The following is a 13,698-nucleotide window of genomic DNA, read 5'->3' as shown; positions in this document are numbered from 1 at the left end:
TCAACCCGGGTAGATCGTCAGCAGTTTCGCGAGTTCTTCCTCGGTGAGGACGACGTCCAGCTCGCGCAGTGTCGCGTCGAGCCGCTCGGACGGGATCTTGGTGGTCTCCTTGGTCCCGTCCGGGCGTTCGACGATGAACTCGTCGCCGACCAGTTTGCGGCTGAGCCCTTCCTCCAGGCGCATGACCACCAGCTGCCCGGTGAACGGCGATCGCGGATGCGTCGACGTGTAGTGGTGGTAGACGTCGTAGTCGATCCGGTGCATCGGCGTGAGCGTGAAAGTGTGCAGGTCGGTCCAGTCGCCGTCCTCCAGTTTCTGCAGGCGCCACCAGCTCCCGTCGGCGACGAGCCGATGCGGCCAACCTGCCTGATCCACCACGGCGCCGTCGACCAGCGGCATCGGCACCAGCATCCCGGCGCCGAAACCGATGTCGACCAGATGCGGGACGCCGTCCGCCTCGACCACGAGCGTCATATGCGTGTACGGCCCGTTCTTCTGCGGTTGCACCCGCGCGACCAGGCGGCGCACGGGGTAGCCGAGCTGCTCGGCTGCCGCGGCGAACAGGCTGCCGTGCTCGTAGCAATAGCCGCCGCGATGACGGCGGACGAGCTTGCCGATCACGTCTTCGAGCGCGATTCCCTTGTGCTGCCCCAAAACGACGTCGACGTTCTCGAACGGGACAGCCAGGATGTGCGCCTTCGCCAGCTCACGCAAGGCGGCGGCGGAAGGTCTCGCGCGGTACTGGCCGATCCGTCCCAGGTACGCGTCGAGGTCGAGGGTGTCGACAGTCCATTCGTCGATTTGTTCAGGTGCGAGTGTCATGTCTCGATCCTGACACCTCGACCTTGCTGGAGGTCAAGGTCGCGCAGTGACCGGTCACGGACGCCGGGAACCCGTTGAGCCGACTGGTAACCGGCAACAGCCACCGACTTCCGTCAGTTCGACAACGCCGTGGCGCACGGCGACTCGGGCGGCACGCCGTGGTGAAGGCGGGCGACAAGTGGACACTGGTCGGCGCCACCAGCCGCGGTCAGACCGCCTGCCGGAGATGCCGGGCAGCTACACCGACGTGACCGCGTTCTCCGACTGGATCACGCGACAGACCGGCAAGTAGAACGCCGATTTTCCGCACCGCGCGGTGACGGAATCGATTTCGGCCCCGGACATGGAAAAACCGCCTTGACCTGAGTCAAGGCGGTTCGCGAGCGGTGGCCAGGGCCGGGGTCGAACCGGCGACCTTCCGCTTTTCAGGCGGACGCTCGTACCAACTGAGCTACCTGGCCGGGAACGCCGGCAAGGAGCCGAACGATCTTGCGACCCTGACGGGACTCGAACCCGCGACCTTCGCCGTGACAGGGCGACGCGCTAACCAACTGCGCCACAGGGCCTTGCATACTGCTTTATAACTGTACTGCGTACTCCCAACGGGATTCGAACCCGCGTTGCCGCCTTGAAAGGGCGGAGTCCTAGGCCGCTGGACGATGGGAGCCCGGTTCGGTTTCGGCGAACCGACCGACCCGCGCTCTCCGGTGTCCCCGGGAGCGAACATAACTATAGGACACCCCCGTTTCCGCTTCCGCACAGGGGGTCCCCTAGTTGTTCACAGGGCTGGGACCTGCGAGAACGCGGTGAGTTCAGGATATCAGGGCCGAGGCGTCCCGCAGGGCGCCGAGACGCCGCCGAAGCTCGTCTCGCTCATCGTCGGTGAGAGTGCCGGCGAGGAGTTCGGCCACGCGCTGGTCGGTCAGCTGCTCGGCGTGCCGCCACCGCTGCCGCAGATCGGTCTTGGCCTCCGCAGCGGCGATCAGCGCGTCCGCGGCCTCCTCGGACCACGCGGTGCGCAGGAGGCGGCCGCGTCCGCCTTCCGGATCCGCGACGACGGCCTCGGGCACCGTCAGGCCTACGGCGCGAAGGGCCGCGAAGTGGACACCGCCGCGGAACTCGCGGAACACCATGAGCGCGAACGCCAGCCGCTCGACTTCGTCTTCCGGGCGTTCGGCGAGTTGCCATCCGGCGAACAGCGCGAGACCGCTCGCGTCCGCGGCGTCCACGAGACGGAACAGCAGATCGGCCGGGCGGCCGGGGTTGTCGGCACCCGAAAGATTGACGCGCGCCCAGGCCATCGATGACCGCGAGTAGGCGCGGACCGCGGAGGCCGCGTCGAGGGCCGCCATCGCGGGCGGCAGGGCGAACTCGAAGAGCCAAGACGGGAAGATGCCGAACAGCTCCGCGACCACCTTCGGCGGTGGGTCACCCAGCACCGCCGAACGCCCTCGCAAGTACAACATGCGCGGCGACAGTCCCACTTCGGCTTCGACTTCGGCGAGCTCCGGAGAGGTCATGAATTTTCCGCCCAGCACCTGCACCGCGCCCCGGATCTCCCGGGCCACCGCGATCGCCGCTTCGTCGGCCATAGTCGCCACACCTTCCCGCCAGTTGATTGGTAACAGTGTTACACAACTGGCGTGCGGCTCGCCAAGACGAACGAGAGCCCGGCCGCGTGGTGCACGCACCACACGACCGGGCTCTCGCGAACGATCTCAGCGCTGAACGGGCGCCTGCCCGTCCTCATCCAGCGTCAACCCCAGCATGTCCAGCAACTGGACACAGTCATCGACACCCAGCGCCCCATTGGCCACGGCCAGCCGGGCACGCCGCACCTGGTCATCGGACACCCGCTGGGCATCCCCCTGACCCGTCCGCTGCGCCGGCAGACCACCGGCCAACGTCGTAGAGCTTCCCCCATCGGCACCTTCGTACCGAAGGAGGAACTGTCGAACTTCCACAGACCCACCCATGGTTCCTCCAGACGGCCAACGAACAGCTTGGCCGCGAGGCTAGCCAGAGCCGGCCGCGACACACAGCCCCCCGGAGAGTGAACCTGTCGCCACGCTCCGCACAACGCAGAGCGATCACGCGCACACCCGCGCCACATGAACCACAGGCGAACCACAGGTGGCGCCCCGACCGGAATTCTGCCCGCGCCCACTCGCCCTTCTCAGCAAACCGTGCGACAATCGTTTTGCTGACACACCCCCGGTCAGCGCCTGTGGAGATCCCCTCCGACCCCCGCGTTCCTCCCCCTGGCGCGGGGGTCGCTCCGTGTTCTGGGGGGCCACCCCCCAGACCCCCAGGGTCCGTTCGGCGGGGGTTGGTAGCCCCGCACCGGTGGCGGTTGAGTAGCTCATCTCAGGTGTCGTGGAGGGTCTCGTTTCGGTTCTTGATCGCTGTTGGTGATCATCGGTGACGTTTGATTTGTGGGCGTTGGGCCGTTCGGGGAAAAGAAAGGGGTGTGTCGTGGCTCACTGTGGTTGGTTTGCCGAGACCGAACCGTTATCGTGGCCCGGTGCCCCTTCCTTCCTTGAGCCGTCGTAGCGGCAGCCGTACGAACTTGAAGCCGGTCAACCCGGGCCGTCACCGCAACTCCGCCACCAAAGAGGCCGATGCGGTCGTCGAAGACACGGAGCTGACCAGCTACCTTCGTGCCCTCGCGCCCGAGAACGACCCGGAAAGCACCGGCACCGGTAAGCGCTTCGGCGAAGCGCAGGTGTTCCAGCTGCGGATGAACCTCATCGCCTGCGAACAACTCAAGGACGCCGCCGCCGAGCGCAACCTGTCGCCGCAGGCGCTGGCGCAGGAATGGATCCTCGAGCGCCTCTCGTGGGAGTCGCAGGCCAACTCGGCCCAGCAGCGCCGCCACGAGGAAGCCCACACCGACGAATTCCGCTTCGACGCCAACGCGTGGGAGCAGCCCGTCCCCCGTTGATCCCGCCGCGCCGGAACGGAACAGCACACCGGAAGTAGCCTTCAAGGCAAGAGAAAGGCCCCCGGCGAATCGCCGGGGGCCTTTCTGATCAGTCTGAGCAACGCCTGAAGGGCGGACTCAGATCGCGCGAACCTTCTGGGCCTGCGGGCCCTTCTGGCCCTGACCGACCTCGAACTCCACTCGCTGGTTCTCCTCGAGCGTGCGGAAACCGCGACCCTCGATCTCCGAGTAGTGAACGAAGACGTCGCCCTCGCCGCCATCCTGCGCGATGAAGCCGAAGCCCTTCTCCGCGTTGAACCACTTCACAGTGCCTTGCGCCACCGCTGTACTCCTCGTTGCACATCCGCTTCGAGTGCCTCCGAAGCGACACCCAGACCGTCCCGGGCGGTTCCAACGAGTCGAGCGATAAGCGTCACCGGCTCATGGCTCGCGTCAGAAGTTCCGCGAGTGTGAAGCCACGAACACGCAAAACGACGGCCTGAGGGAAGAGTACCGGGATCTGGCCATATTTGAAGCCCGTGATCGGACTCTGGGCACCCCCGAGTACCAAGGTCACCGGAACGTCGTATAAGGCACCGTCTTCTGTCGGACCCCCTCGCTAGCCTGTCGCCGCACGCCGACCTCCGGTCTTCGCCGAATACGGACCGAAGTCGGTCATGCCCCGATCGTGAACGACGATTCACCCGATTGTGACCCGCATCACTCCCGATCGGGTCAACGTATGGGGCGGTCCGGACGTCATGGTCGGTGTACAGGGGAGCAAAGGGGAAGCTTTGAGATTCACGGAAACCGCGCGCCGCCGGGCGACGTTCGCGGCACTGGGGCTGGTGGCCGTTCTGACGCTGGGGGCGTGCAGCAGCGAGCCGACCGTCTCGGCCAGCGGGCCGGATGGCGGCGGGCCGGTCAGCAGCGACACCGGCGGGAAGGCGCCCGCCCCCGCCAAATTGACGTACGAGCCCGCCACGGGCGCGCAGGACGTCGCGCCGGGCCAGCCCATCAAGGTCAGCGTCGCCGACGGCACCCTCGACCAGGTCGTACTGACCAATCCTGAAGGCAAACAGGTCGCGGGCCAGCCGACCGAGGACAAGAAGAGCTGGTCCACCACCGAACAGCTCGGCTACGGTAAGGCGTATACGTGGTCCGGCAAGGCCACCGGCACCGACGGCAAGCCCGTCGAGATCGGCGGGGCGTTCACCACGGTCAAACCGCGCAAGCAGGTGGGCGCGAACATCAACGTCTTCGACGGGCAGACCTACGGCGTCGCCATGCCGATCACACTGACGTTCCCGAGCAAGGTCACCGACAAGGCCGCGGTCGAGAAGGCGCTCTCGGTCGAGACCACGCCGAAGACCGAGGGGGCCTGGGCGTGGGTCCATGACGACACCTCGGTGCACTGGCGACCGAAGGCCTACTGGCAGCCCGGCACCACGGTGAAGTTCAACGCCAAGATCTACGGCGTCAAGATCGGTGAGGGCGTTTACGGCAAGGAAGACCGCTCGGCGAGCTTCACGATCGGCCGCTCGCAGATCGTCAAGGGCAACACCCAGACCCACCGGCTCATGGTGATCCGTGACGGCCGGCAGATCGCGGACTACGCGGCCAGTTACGGCCTCGACGCCGACCCGGGCCGCGTCACGCCGAGCGGCACGCACGTGGTGATGTCCAAGCACGACACGTACTCGATGACCAACGAGCGCTACGACTACGAGAACATCGTCGTCCCGTCCGCGGTGCGCTTCTCGACCAACGGCGAGTTCATCCACGGCTACGCGCCGTCGATCTGGGCGCAGGGCAAGAAGAACATCTCGCACGGCTGCGTGAACCTGGCGCCGGCGAACGCCAAGGCGTACATGGACGGCGCCCTGGTCGGGGACCCCGTCGAGATCGAGGGCAGCACGGTGAAGATCAACCGGGCGCGCGACTACAGCGACTGGACCTACTCCTGGGAAGAGTGGCAGCGTCTTTCTGCCCTGCGCTGAAGTCTCCCGTCGCGCTGACGCGCTCCCGGGAGACGGTCTGCCGGTCATCTTGCCGGTCCAGTCGGCCTTGGTGGTTCCGGCGAAAGATTCGATGCAACCCCAGGGCGGGCGGGACGCATGTCTAACGACGTGAGGCGCCGCGGCCAATGAGCGGCGCCCGGATCGAGGAGACTCTCTTGCGTACTCGTATCGCTCTTTCCCTCGGCGCGCTGCTGCTGGCGGGCGGCGCCGCTTTCGCGACCACGTCGCTGGCGTCGGCCGATCAGAGCGCCCCGTCGCCGACGACCACTCAGGCGCCCCAGCCGACCAACGCGCCCACCGCGGCACCGGGCGAACCGACCCGGGCCACCACCGCCCCGGCGCGTCCGGAGGCGGCTCCGCCGAAGATCGGTCCCGGCGTCGTGAAGCCGGGCGAGCACCGCGTGCCCAAGGTCGTCCCCGCCGGGCCGACCGGTGATCTGAACCTCCCCGCCATCGTCGAAGGAGCCGGTAACTAGGTGTCGTCGAGCCGCTCGTCGAAGACCGGGACGGGCTCGCCGTGGGACGGCGAGTTCGCCCGGTACTTCGACGAGCGCGCGCACAGCCTGCGTGCCACCGCGTACCTCCTGTGCGGGGACTGGCACCAGGCCGAGGACATCACCCAGGCCGCGCTGCTGAAGCTGTACCTGGCTTGGCCGAGGCTCTCCCGGCACGACGCGCTCGACGGCTACGCGCGCAAGATCGTGCTGCGGACGTTCCTCTCCGAGCATCGGCGGGTCTGGCGCAAACGGGAGAAGCTCACCGACGACCTTCCCGAAGTCGCGGGCGAAGCGGGCGGCACGGAGCAGGAGATGCTGGTCAGGCATGCCCTGTCCGGCATCGCCCCGAAGCAGCGGGCCGTCCTCGTCCTGCGTTATTTCGAAGATCTCAGCGTCGAAGAGACGGCCGCGGCGCTGGGCTGCAGCACCGGGAACGTGAAGAGTCAGAGCGCGCGGGGTCTGGCGACCCTGCGCAAGCGGCTCGGGCCGCATTTCAGCGAACTGGCCTTGAGCGGAGCGCACGACGATGGGAGGTGAGGAGATGGACGAGGACATCAAGGGCGTGCTTTCGCACGGGGCGAGCGGTCCCCCGCTGGGCATCCGGGCGGCGGACATCATCGAGAAGGGTGACCGGATCCGGCGACGACGCAAACGGCTGGCCGTGGCGGGCAGTTCGCTGGCGACGGTCGCGGTGATCGTGTTCGGCGCGATCGTCGTCGGTGGCCGCGGCGGTGAGGGATCCGCGCCGGTGCGACCCGCCGGCCCTGGCCTGTCGACCATCGCCCCCTTACCGGTCTCACCGGCGCCTTCCGAGACGACTCCTCGCCCCGAGGTCACTCCGGGGAATTCGTCGTCCGCCCCGGTTACGGCCCCGAAGCACGATCAGACGCGCTCGACACCGAAGAACCCGCAGCCCGGCCGTACGACGACGGCCGTCCCTCCGCGCGGGCCCACTCCGACGAAGGAACCGAGCGAGCCACCGACCGCGGTCACGACGCACTGACCTGCTGTCCGGAACATCCGATTCCCGAGTTATGACTCAGAGTAATCGGAAACTCTCCGACCTCGGCTTCACCTGGTGGTTCGTCACCGGGTTGGGGGAACGACGCTCGCACGACCGATTCACAGCGCCGCATCAGCACGTTTGAACGCCTACGGTCGGGGGAACAAACCCTCGACGATGGGTAAGTAACGGGTGGGTCGGGAGGTCAAACCCATGGCCGAAGAGGCGCTGAGCGAGGCGCATCAGGAAAACGGGGAACCGGCGGAGGCCCCACCCGAGCAGATCAGAAAGGCCGTCGCCGGAGCGGCGATGGGTAACTGCATCGAGTGGTACGACTTCGGTGTCTTCGGCTTCATGCCTGCGATCCTTGGGCAGGTCTTCTTCAACGCTTCGAGCACTTCAGAGGGCGCGCTGGCGACGTTCGCGGTCCTCGCGATCACCTTCATCGTGCGGCCGTTCGGCAGCTTCGTGTTCGGTCCGCTGGGGGACAAGATCGGGCGCCAGAAGGTGCTCGCGCTGACGATCATCCTGATGTCCGGGTCGACGTTCATCATCGGCCTGTTGCCGTCCTACGCGACGATCGGGCCGGCGGCGGCGGTCCTGCTGATTTTGCTGCGCACCGTCCAAGGTTTCTCGGCGGGCGGCGAGTACGGCGGCGCGGCGACGTTCATCGCGGAGTACGCGCCCGCGCGGCGCCGGGGTTTCTGGGGCAGCTGGCTGGAGTTCGGCACGCTCGTCGGTTTCGCGATGGGCGCCGGATTCGTCACGATCTTCACCGTCGTCCTCGGCGACGAGGCCATGCGCGAATGGGGCTGGCGGCTGCCGTTCCTGATCGCCGGGCCGCTCGGCATCGTCGGTCTCTACCTGCGGAACAAGCTGGAAGACACTCCGCTGTTCCAGGAGATCGAACAGAAGCAGCAGGTCGAGAAGTCGCCGCTGAAGGCGCTGTTCAAGAAGCACTGGACGTCGATCCTGCACCTGGTCGGCATCGTGGTGATGTTGAACGTGGCCGACTACATCGTGATCACGTATCTGGAGACCTATCTCAAGGACGTGGTCGGTTTCAGCGGGCATACGCCGTTGCTGATCATCCTGGCGACCATCGCGTTGATGCTGATCTTGATCGTGCCGATCGGCATGCTGTCCGACCGGATCGGGCGAAAACCCATCCTGATCGCGAGCTGTGCGAGTTTCCTGGTGCTGCCGATCCCGGCGTTCTCGCTGATGGGCGCGGCCGCCGACGATCGGAACGCCGGGCAGCTCATGCTCGGCCTGGTGATGATCGCGGTGCCGCTGGTGCTCATCCTCGCCGTGCTGGCGGCGACGCTGCCGGCGATGTTCCCGACGCAGGAACGCTACGGCGGTTTCTCCATCGGTTACAGCGTTTCCACCGCGTTGTTCGGTGGCACGGCGTCGTACGTCATCGGCACCCTGGTGAACAAGACGGGCGACAACCTGTGGCCGGCTTACTACTTGATGGGCGCGGCGGCGATCGCGGCCATCCCGATCCTGCTGCTGCCGGAAACGGCCGGGGTGTCGCTGCGCGGCATCGTGAGTTCGCGGATCGTGCGACGCCGAAAGCCGGAAACGGTCACTCCCGGCGATCCCTCCGAGCTACCCGCGAGTTAACGTCTGTCCATGAGCCGTATCTCGCAGCCGTGGCCGCCGGTCGAAGTCGAACCGGCGACCGTCCACCCGGAAGCCCCGAAACAGGGCAGCCACCTCGGTATTCACTACGGTGAGTGTTTCGGGTGCGGCGACGAGATCGAGGCCGGGCTCCACCTGCATTCGACGGTGGGCGAAGGGACGACGGTGTACTCGAAGTTCACCGTCACCTCTGCTCACCAGGGTGCGCCCGGCCTCGCCCATGGCGGCCTGCTGGCTTGCGCCTTCGACGAGGCGCTCGGCGCGACCGTCGGCAACCTGCTGCGTCGGCCCGCCGTCACCGGGAAACTGGAGACGGACTTCCTCAGGCCGGTCCCGGTCGGCTCGACCCTTTACATCGCCACGAAGCTGGACGGCGTCGCCGGCCGGAAGATCTACGTGAGCGCCGACGGACGGCTCGACGCCGAAGACGGCCCCGTCGCGGTGCGCGCGCGGGCGTTGTTCGTCCGGGTCGAGTTCGAACACTTCAGCACCCACGGGGATCCCGAGGCCCTGCAGAAGCTCGCCGCCGCGCACGAAAAGGCCCAGCGCGCCCGCGAATGGGACATCAACCCCTGAGCATTTCGTCCTCTGAACGCGGTGGTTCGTATTCGGAACTACCGCGTTCAGAGGACGAAATGCGGGGTCAGGTGAGCGTCCTCGGCCTGATGGCGTTGGCCTTGTCGACCAGTTCGACCCGCTGGTCGACCGTTCCGGCCAGCCGCGCCAACGTCCGGTAGCAGCGCTCGAGCCCGAACCGCAGGTCGCGTTCGTCCAGCGCGCAGCCCAGCACCGTCGACCCCGGCGTCGGCTGGTTCTGCGAGTTGAGCCAGCCGTACGCCGCTTCGAGGACCTCCGCCGACAACCGCGTGCGGCGTTCGGCGTCGAGCTGCAAACGCTCCAGGCGCGTCGAGGCGTCGACGAGATCCCGCTCGGACACCATCACCGGGTCCTTGCCGCCGCCGTTGATCCTGGTCTTGATCTTGATCGCGGCCACCTGCGCGGCGACGTAATGCGACGACGACGCCGGGACGGCCTCCAGCACCTCGATCGCGCTGGCCCTGGCGCCCTGCGCGAGGTACACGCGAGCGAGCCCGAAGGCGGCGCTGACGTATGACCGGTCCGTTCGCCACACGAGCTCGTAGTAGCGCGCGGCGCCGAAGTAGTCGCCGACCCCTTCCGCGCTGACGGCCAAAGCCAGCTTCGGCGCGATCTCGCCCGGAAGGTCGTCGTACACCGCTTCGAACGCGACGTGCGCGACGCGGGACCGTCCACCGGCGAGCTCGATCAGGCCGCGGTACCAGTCGATCCGCCAGTCGTGCGGGAAACCGGCCTTGATCGCGAGGTACTGCGCGGCCTGCAATTGCCGCTGCGCCTCGACCAGCTCACCGAGCTCGATGCGGGCCCGGACGATGCGCAACCGGACCTCGATCGACTCGCGCGGCGCCCCGGCCAGCGACTCGATCGCGCCCTTGGGATCGAGCGCGACCGTCGACGCGAGCACGCCCGCCGCCGGGTCGTCCGTGTCGACCTGCGGGATCGGCAACCCCGAGACCACCTCGCCCGGATCCGGCAGCGGCACACTCCCGCCGTGCTCCGGAACGACCATGTCGACACCGAACGTGCGGGTCTCCGGACCGAAGACGGTCGACGCGCCGGGGCGCGGTTTCCCGGTGCCCAGCGCCATGATCTCGCGGAGCACCCCGGTCAGCTGGTCGGCCATCTCCTCGGCCGCGATGAACCGGCGGTCCGGGTCGGAGTGCGTGGCACGCTTCAGGAAGCGGTGGTACGAACCGAAGAGCGCGAACAACGGGACGACGTCCGGACCGGGCAGGGTCGTCTTGTACTTGCTGGTGTAGCCGGAGAACTCGAAGCTGAGGACGGCGAGCGTCCGGCCGACCGTGTACAGGTCCGATGCCACCGAAGCGCCATGGGTCGCCAGCTCGGGCGCGCTGTAGCCGGTGGTGAAGAACAACGGGCTCTCGTAATCGTCGACGCGGCGGACCGCGCCGAGGTCGATCAGCTTGAGCTGCTCGTGTGTCTGGATGACGTTGTCCGGCTTGAGATCGCAGTACAACAGGTTCTGGCTGTGCAGGTAGCCCATGGCGGGCAGGATCTCGAGCCCGTAGGCGATCACCTGGCCGATCGGCAGCGGCTCCGGGCGCTTCGTCTCACGGTGGTGCGCGAGCGCGAGCTGGCGCAGCGACTGGCCGCCGACGTACTCCATGACGATGTAACCGACCGAGTTTCCGGTGTCGCCGTCCGGATGCTGCACGAAGTTGTGGATTTTGACGATGTTGGGATGCTCGACCTCGGCGAGGAACCGCTGCTCGTTCGCGGCGGCCGCCATCGCGGTGGCGTCACCGGTGTCGATCAGGCCCTTGAGCACCACCCAGCGGTCGCTGACGTTGTGGTCCTGCGCGAGGTAGATCCAGCCGAGCCCGCCGTACGCGAGCGCGCCGAGCACCTCGTATTGGCCGCCGACGATCTCGTTCGGCCGCAACTTCGGAACGAAGGAGAACGGGTTCCCGCACTTCTCGCAGTTGCCCTCGGGCGCCCCGGGCTCACCGTCCTTGCCGCGGCCGACCTTGGCACTGCAGCCGCCGCAGAAGCGTTTCTCCTCCGACACCATCGGGTTCTCGAGGACCGCTGACGCCGGGTCGCGATACGGCACCTGCGGAACGTCGACGAGCCCGGCGCCGAGACGGCCGCGGCGCGAGGTGCGAGACGACGTCCGGCGTGCGGTGCCGGGGAACGAACCCGTGCCTGTTCCCGTGCCGGTTCCGGTACCCCGGCTGCCCGATCCGGTGCCGGTGCCGGTCCCCCGGCCTTCGCTGGAACGTTCGGGGAGGACGCTTTCCGTACCCGGGTCCGGCAGCGGTCCCGGACCGTGGTCGACGCGCGGCGTCGGCGGCATGATGCTCTGCGTCTCCGGCGTCGGCGAGGAGAGCACGCTGGTCGGCTGCGGCGCGCCGGCGGGCACCTGCCACGCGGGGCGGACGACCTGGGTCTGCGGGCTCACCGGGGCCATGTCGCCCGGCGGACGCGTCGGATCCTCGGCGCCGGGGATCGGCCGCTGCCGGCCGCGCGGCGAAGTCTGCGGACGCTGGACCGGCGCGTGATAGATCGTGCGCTCGGCGTCCTTCTCCGGCTCGGGCCGTTGCTTCGGGCGCGGCGGCTCGTTCAGATCGAGCCTGCCGGAAATGGACGGTTCGGGCGTTTCCCAGCGGACCGGCGCCGGCGGCGTCCAGGAGGCGGACTCCGCCTCGCGCTCCGGCGTGGCGTCGTCCGGCGCTGCGTGCCGAGGACGGCGCGGCTCTTCCGACACTGGTACCTCCCGAAATCCCCGCGACAGCGTCGCACTCAGTCTAGGCCTGGGAGCGCGGCTCCTCTGTCGAGGGCGGCGGCGGGGTATGGATGGACTAGAAGTGCAGGCAGGTCGTGCCCGCGCCGGGTCGAACCCGCTACGGTGCGAGAGAGAACCGATTCAGCAGGTGATGAGGGGGAGAGACCGGTGCCTGCGTCATTTTCGATGTCGATGACCCAGCTCGACGTCGTACTCGACAAACTCGGGCTCGGCAGATTCGTGCTGCCCTTCGAAATCCCGACCGTCGGAGCCACCATCACGGAACGCGAGCGGCACTGCGAAGAGATCTGGGCCGAGCTGTCCGATCGAGGCTTCGCCCGCGACCGCGAACTCCTGCGCGACTACGAACAGACGCTCCGGCTCTGGGCCACCGGGGACTTCGTCGTCACCCTGGACGCGCACGAAGTCGAGCAGGACGCCGAATACCTCTACCGGGGCGTTTGGAACAGCAGTTCGGGCGTCGTGAGCCAGCAACGCGGATTCGACATCCTCTTCGAGCCGGTTTACCCCGAACAGGTCGTCGCGACCCTGCTCGGTTATCTGCCGTCACTTCAGCCATTCCCCGGACGGGTGACGACGTCCAGCACTCTCCCGCCGTCCAAAAGACCGGACGACCCGTTCGACGAGGACCCGAACAACCTCCGCCTCGGCGCGGCCGGCCGCTTTTTCGAGCACCCGCTCGCGCGACTCGGCACGATCAGCCTCACCCTGCGCGACGATCGGGGCAAACCGCTGCAGAAGAGTGTCCAGTGGTTCGACAGCGTCCAGGGGCGCTTCATGCTCGCCACCGACCGCTTCCCTGACGGCGAAGTCCGCCGCACGTTCACCCCGACGAGTGGCTCTCACCTGGCACGATGGGTCCACGACCTGGTCGAAGCCGCCCGCGTCGACAGCGCGTGATCCTCGCCGGAAGGCGGGCTTCGGGGCCGGTTCCGCTGATATCGTGATCTGACGAGCGCTACGAGTAACCGGGACTTGGTACAGGGGAGAGACCATGACTGACGGCACCGGCGGACCGCCGGGCAACTTCTCGGACATTCTGGGCGACTTCTCGGCTCAGGCCGATCGGATGGTGAAGGCCGCGAAGGACGGGGACTTCAAGGTCAGCGAAGAGGCGGGAGAGGCGCTAAAGACCGCCATCAACGAATACATCACCGACTGGGTATACAACCAGATCCGGTTCCAACGTCTTACGGAAACGCCCAAGTTGGGTACTGGCCCATTCGCGCAGCAAGTCGGCCAGCACGCGATCCTGGTGGCTGACGGTGACGAGTTGTCCGCCAAGACCCAGCTTGACGCGCTGCGCGACGTCCTCAACCGCGCCGAAGAAGCCATCGATTTGGCCAAGTCCAAGTATTTGCAGCGAGATACCGCCAACGCCGACCAGCTGAAATCTCTTCAAAAGGACTGACAAAGATCGA

General features: G+C 67.3%; 14 protein-coding genes and 3 tRNA genes. 9 read left to right on the top strand and 8 right to left on the bottom strand.

What is annotated here, in order from left to right; genetic code table 11:
- The 6 genes from ACZ6DT_RS17960 to ACZ6DT_RS17935 all read right to left on the bottom strand — a co-directional run bounded on the left by ACZ6DT_RS17960 (position 1) and on the right by ACZ6DT_RS17935 (position 2,798).
- Complete coding sequence (locus tag ACZ6DT_RS17960; protein ID WP_465595906.1) at positions 1-822, bottom strand: arylamine N-acetyltransferase family protein; 822 nt, start codon at positions 820-822, stop codon at positions 1-3.
- A gap of 387 nt (positions 823-1,209) precedes the next feature.
- Positions 1,210-1,283, bottom strand: a tRNA-Phe gene (locus tag ACZ6DT_RS17955).
- Between the two features lie 31 nt (positions 1,284-1,314).
- Positions 1,315-1,388: transfer RNA gene (locus ACZ6DT_RS17950), tRNA-Asp, on the bottom strand.
- 28 nt (positions 1,389-1,416) lie between these two features.
- A tRNA-Glu gene (locus ACZ6DT_RS17945) sits at positions 1,417-1,489 on the bottom strand.
- Between the two features lie 145 nt (positions 1,490-1,634).
- Positions 1,635-2,414: an SCO6745 family protein gene (locus ACZ6DT_RS17940; RefSeq protein ID WP_465595903.1), complete on the bottom strand. Its 780-nt coding sequence runs from the start codon at positions 2,412-2,414 to the stop codon at positions 1,635-1,637.
- 126 nt (positions 2,415-2,540) lie between these two features.
- Positions 2,541-2,798, bottom strand: a complete 258-nt coding sequence (locus ACZ6DT_RS17935) for a hypothetical protein (protein WP_020633070.1) — start codon at positions 2,796-2,798, stop codon at positions 2,541-2,543.
- Between the two features lie 548 nt (positions 2,799-3,346).
- Here ACZ6DT_RS17935 and ACZ6DT_RS17930 point away from each other — a divergent pair.
- Positions 3,347-3,766: a hypothetical protein gene (locus ACZ6DT_RS17930; protein WP_125779723.1), complete on the top strand. Its 420-nt coding sequence runs from the start codon at positions 3,347-3,349 to the stop codon at positions 3,764-3,766.
- A gap of 117 nt (positions 3,767-3,883) precedes the next feature.
- On the opposite strand, the gene ACZ6DT_RS17925 is transcribed toward ACZ6DT_RS17930, so the two are convergent.
- Positions 3,884-4,087: a cold-shock protein gene (locus ACZ6DT_RS17925; protein ID WP_003097368.1), complete on the bottom strand. Its 204-nt coding sequence runs from the start codon at positions 4,085-4,087 to the stop codon at positions 3,884-3,886.
- 419 nt (positions 4,088-4,506) lie between these two features.
- Between ACZ6DT_RS17925 and ACZ6DT_RS17920 the strand changes: the two genes are divergently transcribed.
- From ACZ6DT_RS17920 to ACZ6DT_RS17895, 6 genes are all read left to right on the top strand, one after another.
- Positions 4,507-5,745, top strand: coding sequence for a L,D-transpeptidase (locus ACZ6DT_RS17920; protein WP_465596565.1), 1,239 nt, complete (start codon positions 4,507-4,509; stop codon positions 5,743-5,745).
- A 146-nt stretch (positions 5,746-5,891) separates the two neighbouring features.
- Positions 5,892-6,242 carry a hypothetical protein gene (locus ACZ6DT_RS17915; protein ID WP_465595899.1) on the top strand — a complete coding sequence of 117 codons (351 nt, stop codon included), beginning with the start codon at positions 5,892-5,894 and terminating at the stop codon, positions 6,240-6,242.
- Positions 6,243-6,800, top strand: coding sequence for a SigE family RNA polymerase sigma factor (locus ACZ6DT_RS17910; RefSeq protein ID WP_465595896.1), 558 nt, complete (start codon positions 6,243-6,245; stop codon positions 6,798-6,800).
- A 4-nt stretch (positions 6,801-6,804) separates the two neighbouring features.
- On the top strand, positions 6,805-7,266 hold the full coding sequence (locus ACZ6DT_RS17905) for a hypothetical protein (protein WP_465595893.1): 462 nt from the start codon (positions 6,805-6,807) through the stop codon (positions 7,264-7,266).
- A gap of 213 nt (positions 7,267-7,479) precedes the next feature.
- Complete coding sequence (locus ACZ6DT_RS17900; protein ID WP_465595890.1) at positions 7,480-8,895, top strand: MFS transporter; 1,416 nt, start codon at positions 7,480-7,482, stop codon at positions 8,893-8,895.
- 9 nt (positions 8,896-8,904) lie between these two features.
- Entirely contained in the window at positions 8,905-9,489 is a 585-nt protein-coding gene (locus tag ACZ6DT_RS17895; RefSeq protein ID WP_125787390.1) for a PaaI family thioesterase, read from the top strand.
- 67 nt (positions 9,490-9,556) lie between these two features.
- Here ACZ6DT_RS17895 and ACZ6DT_RS17890 read toward each other — a convergent pair whose 3' ends face one another.
- Positions 9,557-12,238, bottom strand: coding sequence for a serine/threonine-protein kinase (locus tag ACZ6DT_RS17890; protein WP_465595885.1), 2,682 nt, complete (start codon positions 12,236-12,238; stop codon positions 9,557-9,559).
- A 186-nt stretch (positions 12,239-12,424) separates the two neighbouring features.
- Between ACZ6DT_RS17890 and ACZ6DT_RS17885 the strand changes: the two genes are divergently transcribed.
- On the top strand, positions 12,425-13,177 hold the full coding sequence (locus ACZ6DT_RS17885) for an ESX secretion-associated protein EspG (RefSeq protein WP_465595882.1): 753 nt from the start codon (positions 12,425-12,427) through the stop codon (positions 13,175-13,177).
- Positions 13,178-13,271: 94 nt separating this feature from the next.
- Positions 13,272-13,688, top strand: a complete 417-nt coding sequence (locus ACZ6DT_RS17880; RefSeq protein ID WP_465595879.1) for a hypothetical protein — start codon at positions 13,272-13,274, stop codon at positions 13,686-13,688.
- The last annotated feature ends 10 nt before the right edge of the window (positions 13,689-13,698 follow it).

The sequence above is a fragment of the Amycolatopsis sp. NPDC041971 genome (assembly GCF_055588925.1).
The sequence above is the reverse complement of the archived record's forward strand: the minus strand, read 5'-3'. Positions and strand labels throughout refer to the sequence as shown.

Bases quoted from the DNA above. Each gene is read 5' to 3' on its own strand.
- ACZ6DT_RS17960 (WP_465595906.1), bottom strand. From the start codon at position 822: ATGACACTCGCACCTGAACAAATCGACGAATGGACTGTCGACACCCTC.
- ACZ6DT_RS17940 (WP_465595903.1), bottom strand. From the start codon at position 2,414: ATGGCCGACGAAGCGGCGATCGCGGTGGCCCGGGAGATCCGGGGCGCG.
- ACZ6DT_RS17935 (WP_020633070.1), bottom strand. From the start codon at position 2,798: ATGGGTGGGTCTGTGGAAGTTCGACAGTTCCTCCTTCGGTACGAAGGT.
- ACZ6DT_RS17920 (WP_465596565.1), top strand. From the start codon at position 4,507: ATGGTCGGTGTACAGGGGAGCAAAGGGGAAGCTTTGAGATTCACGGAA.
- ACZ6DT_RS17915 (WP_465595899.1), top strand. From the start codon at position 5,892: ATGAGCGGCGCCCGGATCGAGGAGACTCTCTTGCGTACTCGTATCGCT.
- ACZ6DT_RS17905 (WP_465595893.1), top strand. From the start codon at position 6,805: ATGGACGAGGACATCAAGGGCGTGCTTTCGCACGGGGCGAGCGGTCCC.
- ACZ6DT_RS17900 (WP_465595890.1), top strand. From the start codon at position 7,480: ATGGCCGAAGAGGCGCTGAGCGAGGCGCATCAGGAAAACGGGGAACCG.
- ACZ6DT_RS17895 (WP_125787390.1), top strand. From the start codon at position 8,905: ATGAGCCGTATCTCGCAGCCGTGGCCGCCGGTCGAAGTCGAACCGGCG.
- ACZ6DT_RS17880 (WP_465595879.1), top strand. From the start codon at position 13,272: ATGACTGACGGCACCGGCGGACCGCCGGGCAACTTCTCGGACATTCTG.